Below are 6,255 nucleotides of genomic sequence, written 5' to 3'. Positions count from 1 at the left end.
GGAAGTCCATCGTATAGAGCGACCTATCAAACGAGCCGTTTGTTCAAGAGAAATCCCCATTTCTAAAGGAAAAATAACAGCCTGGAGCTGACGGAGTTCGTCGACAGTCTTCGCTTTGTTTAAAGCGCGTTTGGCTTGTTCAAGAAGCTCGTTGCCTTTCGGAATTCGTCCCATATGTATCTCCTTACGAAGAGCTACTATGGCATACTGGAGTTAGAATTGGAATTATGTGGGATGCACCGCAACGCGGACGGCTCACGGGATCAACGACACGACTGGCGCGGTCGCTGGGATTATCGGTGGAAGAATTCACCACGTTTCTCCATGAGGCCCGCGAAACCGGATTGGCTGATGTCACTGTACATCACGACGATGTCACGAACGATAATGACGACATTATCTTGGTGAATCGGCGTATGCTCCGTGAACATAATGTCAAATATAATGCTGCATTACGCAAGAAACGTCAGCGTGAACGCGATAAAGCCGGCGGTGCGGTTCGGCCGTGTCACTCCAATGTCACGCCTCCTTCTTCATCTTCTTCTCCATCTCCAAAGAAAGAGAGAGAAAAAAGCCGAGCGGCTACGGGGTCGCCAGCACAAAGTACGTCTCTGCCTGATTCAGCGTCAAATCATGCCGAGGCCGGGAATTATAGCTCGGAATTTCTCCAGTTCTGGAAGGCCTATCCCAACAAAGCGAATCAGGACGATGCCTGGTTCGTGTGGCAAGAGTTGGGGAGAGCGGGACAACGACCATCTGTCCACGATATGCACGCCGCCATCTCGGCACAACGTGGTTCATCTCGTTGGCAGCAACAGGGCGGGCGTTTTATCCCGGACCCGGCCAACTGGCTGCGAAAACGCCGCTGGCGTGACGCTTTGCCGCCAGCCGTCAAGGAATCCTCTGCAGTGGTGACATCATCGCATACCACCACGACCAATTTGCCGAAACCTCGATCCTACGCCCAATGTCAGGACGCTGAACGGCGCAGTCAGGCAGTGTTTGCGTTGCGGTACATGAAGCATCAGCAGTTGAGCGAATCACCCGAGAGCGCGCATGATGAACGTCTTGCTCATGATCATCTCCCACCAATACCTTCTACCACGCATGTGCAACGCGGCGTCTGATGACTGTTTTAGCGGTCCAAGAAAATAGTATGGCTGCCCCTCAGGTCGATATGACGATACGCATGAGGAACAGAGTTTACTGCTTACCAACTCAACCAGGAGTGTATTTCTTATGCCGAACCGCGCAACCATTGCCGGCGAAATTGCCAAATGCAGCTTGCTCTTTCCCAAACGGAGCAATGCCGAACTCGAAGCACTCACCGCACTGTGGGGCGAAGCGTTGGATGATCTCACCGACGACGAACTCGTCTTTGCCTGTGCCATGGCCAGAAAGCGATGCAAATTTTGGCCGACCCCGGCCGAACTGTTGGAGTTTCATGAAAAGACGCAATCACGATACGAGGCGACGTATATTCCTCTGCCCGAATCACCAGAGGTCATGGCCGAAATAGCGCAAAGAAACGCAGAGCGCGCCAGAACATTGCGAGAAGCGCTGGCTACGGGAATACGACCGGATTGGGTCGGCGTTATGGAGGCGATGGATGTGAAATGCGAAGATGCGAGACGTGAGACTTGAAGGTCGATCATTTCCTTATGTTTCTTAAAGGAGGTCTATTGGAATGCGAAGGCTATAACATGTTCAATTTATTGATTTGTTGTGTCGCCTTTTATTCTGGCGATATTTTTCGGTTCATCGCAGATGATGGTTTGATGTTCAAAGTCTTCTGTACAAAAAATGCCCAGAAAATATTCGATGAGACTACTATGTTGAGTCATTATGTTGATTTATTGCTGTAAAATCCTGTTGAAGTAGTATACGATTGCCAAAAGAGAAAGCAATGAAATATTTCATAAATATAGTCGAGTATTGAGATGAATGAAGGGAGGCAGTATGAGGCATGCCGAGAAAACCAAAGCGCAACTGCTTGCCGAAATTGAAAGAGCAGAGCAACGTATACGCGAGCTCGAATCTCTTGTGCCTCCAACTCAAGATGAATTTAAAGCTGCTCCAGCGAACGATACCGCACACTGCGCTGATTATTTCCGAATTCTTGTGAACACTATTCCAGATCTCGTTTGGCTTAAAGATCCGCATGGTATTTATCTTGCGTGCAATCCTACATTTGAACGCTTCTTTGGAGCGAAAGAATCAGAAATTATTGGTAAAACTGATTATGACTTTGTTTCAAAAGAGCTTGCCGATTTCTTTCGTCAGCATGACAAAAGGGCAATGGCCGCAGGAAAGCCCAGTATAAATGAAGAGACATTGACGTTTGCTGATTCCGGTAAAACGGGTTTTTTTGAAACAATAAAAACACCCATGACCGATGTAGATGGAAAGTTGATCGGCGTACTTGGCGTTGCGCGAGATATTACTGATTTGAAGCGAGCCAATGACGCTCTTGAAAAACGCATGATCGCGCTCACAAAACCTCTTGATAATGCTGAAAATGTTGAATTTGAAGATTTATTTAATCTCGACGACATTCAGCGCCTCCAAGATGAATTTGCACAAGCCACCGGTGTTGGCTCTATGATTACACATCCAGATGGAACTCCCATCACACGGCCGAGCAATTTTTGTCGGTTATGCATGGATATTATTCGAAAAACAGAAAAAGGACGAGCGAACTGCTTTCGTTCGGATGCAATTCTCGGCCAGTTGAAAGACGATGGGCCGACGATTCAAACTTGTATGAGTGGAGGCTTATGGGATGCTGGAGCGGGCATTGCCATTGGCGGGCATCATGTCGCCAATTGGTTAATAGGCCAGGTGCGCGATGAAAGTCAGACAGAAGAGAAGATGCGCGCTTATGCTCGCGAAATTGGCGCTGATGAAGATGAAGTTGTTCTCGCATTTTTTGAAGTCCAATCCATGCCGCGTGAACAGTTCGAGAGCATCTCCATGGTTTTGTTCACTCTTGCAAATCAACTTTCCAAGATTGCATATCAAAACATACAACAAGCCCGCTTTATCAATGATCTCAAACAGACGAAGTCGGAATTGGCAACAACGCGGCATTATCTCTCGAATATCATTGATTCCATGCCTTCTTTGCTCATTGGTGTCGATCCGCAATGCCGGGTAACGCTATGGAATATGAAGGCGGAAACAACCGCAAGAATTCATGCCAATGAAGTGCTTGGAAAAAATCTGACAGACGTATTACCGCGATTGGCCGGTGAACTGGACCGCATACACGAAGCATTGCGTACGCGAACGTCGATGACGGATTCGTTGCAGACTGTACGAGAAGGAAAAGTTTGCCATGAGAATATTACCATCTATCCTTTGATTGCCAATAACGTCGAAGGTGCCGTTTTACGAGTCGATGATGTGACAGAGCGCATTCAGCTTGAACAGATGATGGTTCAGTCTGAAAAGATGATGTCCGTCGGGGGGCTTGCTGCTGGAATGGCCCACGAAATAAACAATCCATTGGCTGGAGTGTTGGGCTATGCGATCAATATTAAAAAACGTATTTTCGGTGACTTGAAAAAGAATAAAACCGTGGCTGCCGAATGCGGTATTTCTTTAGAAGACGTTCGCGAATATTTGAAACGAAGAGACATCCCGAAAATGCTCGATGGCATTCACGAAGCTGGAGCGCGTGCGGCGTCTATTGTATCAAATATGTTAAGTTTCAGCAGGAAGAGTGAAAGAAAGCTCAATATGTTTAGCATGAGCAGTCTTCTCGACAACACGCTGGAACTTGCGGCAAGCGATTATAATTTAAAAAAGTATTACGACTTCAAAAAAATCGTGATTATACGAGAATATGAGGCCGATGTTCCTCATGTTTTTTGCGACGCGAATGAGATACAGCAAGTCTTTTTGAATGTCCTCAAGAATGGCGCTGAAGCCATGGCGGAGAAAACATACACGGACGTCGAACCATGTTTGGTCTGCCGCGTCAAAAAAGACAATGATATGGTTGTCGCAGAGATTGAAGACAACGGTCCTGGCATAGAGGAAGATATCCGTAAGCGCGTGTTTGAACCGTTTTATACGACAAAAGAAGTTGGGAAAGGGACAGGGCTTGGACTGTCCGTGTCGTACTTCATTGTGACGAATCAACATCGTGGAAGTATGGACGTGGAATCTGTTCCAGGTGAATGGACTCGTTTCATCATCAAGCTTCCATTCAATGAGGGGAGGGCTAATGTCGTACAAAATCCTGATTCTTGACGATGATCTGCAGGTGCGCGACAGCCTCGCGATGAGCCTTGAAGATGAAGGGTTCACCGTTTTCCAAGTCGGGAGTTCGGAAGACGCTCTCGATTTTTTGAAAACTGACAGCGTTGACCTCATCATTGTCGATGTGCGTTTGCCCAATATGAACGGTCCGGATTTTATTCAAATCGCCCGAAAAATACGGCCCGAGCTGAAGTATATTGTATACACCGGATCGCCTGAGTACCAGGTACCCGAGGAATTGACCATTGGCGCCAATGTCTCAAACTCCGTATTTTTGAAACCATTGTGCGAATTCGAATCCTTAAATTCGGAAATATTGCGCATGATAGAGGGAACATAAGCATATTCTCATGATGTTCTTGAGACGATGAACGCGCATCCGAAAGCAGGATAGCTCATTCAGCGATTGCAGCAACAGCATATCGTGTTTATATTGACAAGTTGTGGTCACCTATGTCTTGTGAACAAAGACAGGTGTGTTGTATGGAGCCACTCCATTGCATTGCAATGGGAAGTCAATCCTCTTTGCAAGGATGCGCGATACAATGAAATCTCACATCATTTGGCGAGCTCTCGCCCTTGTATTCTTTTTGTTTATTCCGCTGGCGGCACACGCTGCAACTGACTTTACCAATGGTATCAATGCCACCTACTGGTGCGCCTGGGGTGGCAACACCTCGTACAGCGTTGCTGGGAAACAGATTCAATCGAGCGCGGTGGATATGGATGTCGTCAATGCATGCTATAATGTCATTATTACAGCATTTATTGTCACCGACGATGAGGGTAACTATATCCTGGCGCTCAAAGACCCCGGTTCTCAGGGCACGTCATATTACACCGAACAGCAAGTCAAAGACATGATTGCCGCCTCCAAGGCGCAGGGGCGGAAAGTGATAGTTTCGCTCGGGGGGCAATATTTTGATCTGAGCATGAAAACCCAGGACGATGTCACCACGTTTGTGACGCAGACAAAACATATCGTCGATACCTACGGCTTTGAGGGCATTGACCTGGACCTTGAAACCGGCGTGCTCAGTTCCATCGACGCCAGCCTGATGGGCCAGGCGGTTATGGCCGTTGTCAATTTTTACCGGGGCCAGGGCCAGGATTTCTGGCTGACCGCTGCGCCGGAGTGGTGTTATATCGTGCCGTTCATGTATGGCACCGGACAATGGGCTTCCCATTCGCTGGCCGGTACGTTTTATGTCGATCTCATCAGTGCCATCGGCATAGAGAATTTCACCTCCATCTGGCCCCAGCTCTACAACCAAGGACCAGCCAACGGCGTCGCCGGACCGGACAACGACGAGCAGGGCTTTCCCGCCAAGGTCGTCCCCACGGACGGCATGGACAAATTCATGAGCGCGTTCGCCTGGGCCGCCTCCACGAGTGCAGGATACGCCGCCAACGGCAGCATCGGCGTCCTCATCCCCGAAAACAAACTCGTCCTGGGCATCCCGGCAACAGAAGGCGCCGCCGGCGGAGAAATGACCTACATCGCCACGCCAACCCTCATCACCAACGGCTGGAGCCTCATGCAAAACAACCACAACACCATCGCCGGTTTCATGAACTGGAGCGTCGACTGGGACGCCCTCACCATCAACGACGGCGACTTGTCTGCTGGCTACACCCACACCCCCTGGGAGACGGGACTCGCCGTGGCGAGTCTTTTTGATGGTGGAACGGTGAGTGTGCCGCTTGCGGCTATTTTGTTGGTGGTGGAGTGATGGGGGGGGAGCTCCCGACAACCTGCTTGCTAAGATGCTTCTTCATCCCAAGCATAACCAGGAAGGAGGAGGGGGCGTGTTGAGAAATTCGTCTATGCAGGCGTCAAAGTCGTCTTGGAGTAGTCGAGACGCTTCTTCACGGGAAATGTTGCAGTGGAGGTGGAGCCAGGTTCTGAAAGCAACGCCGAAGTTCTGACCGTATGCTTCGGGGAGCTGTTGCACAAGCTGCAGATAAAGAAAGGCAGATTCGTGCGCC

At 49.0% G+C, this 6,255-nt stretch carries 6 protein-coding genes; 5 read left to right on the top strand and 1 reads right to left on the bottom strand.

Going from position 1 to position 6,255, the window contains the following annotated elements:
* Positions 1 to 227 precede the first annotated feature (227 nt).
* From G451_RS0126510 to G451_RS0126485, 5 genes are all read left to right on the top strand, one after another.
* Entirely contained in the window at positions 228 to 1,127 is a 900-nt protein-coding gene (locus G451_RS0126510; protein WP_027186600.1) for a hypothetical protein, read from the top strand.
* 112 nt (positions 1,128 to 1,239) lie between these two features.
* The gene (locus G451_RS0126505) at positions 1,240 to 1,644 is read left to right on the top strand and encodes a hypothetical protein (protein WP_027186599.1); all 405 of its coding nucleotides are present in this window, start codon (positions 1,240 to 1,242) and stop codon (positions 1,642 to 1,644) included.
* Positions 1,645 to 1,959: 315 nt separating this feature from the next.
* Positions 1,960 to 4,257, top strand: a complete 2,298-nt coding sequence (locus G451_RS33490; protein WP_051261950.1) for a PocR ligand-binding domain-containing protein — start codon at positions 1,960 to 1,962, stop codon at positions 4,255 to 4,257.
* Positions 4,232 to 4,606 (top strand): response regulator, encoded by a 375-nt coding sequence (locus G451_RS0126490; protein ID WP_027186597.1) that lies wholly within the window; start codon positions 4,232 to 4,234, stop codon positions 4,604 to 4,606. The genes G451_RS33490 and G451_RS0126490 overlap by 26 nt, the downstream gene beginning before the upstream one ends.
* Before the next feature lie 205 nt (positions 4,607 to 4,811).
* On the top strand, positions 4,812 to 5,999 hold the full coding sequence (locus tag G451_RS0126485; RefSeq protein WP_027186596.1) for a glycosyl hydrolase family 18 protein: 1,188 nt from the start codon (positions 4,812 to 4,814) through the stop codon (positions 5,997 to 5,999).
* 42 nt (positions 6,000 to 6,041) lie between these two features.
* Here the strand turns inward: G451_RS0126485 and G451_RS34895 are convergent.
* Positions 6,042 to 6,255, bottom strand: a 214-nt coding sequence (locus G451_RS34895) for a hypothetical protein (protein WP_211236399.1), incomplete at its 5' end; no start/stop codon positions are given.

The organism is Desulfovibrio inopinatus DSM 10711 (assembly GCF_000429305.1).
Lineage (GTDB): Bacteria > Desulfobacterota > Desulfovibrionia > Desulfovibrionales > Desulfovibrionaceae > Alteridesulfovibrio > Alteridesulfovibrio inopinatus.
This window is presented reverse-complemented; position numbering and strand designations above follow the sequence as displayed.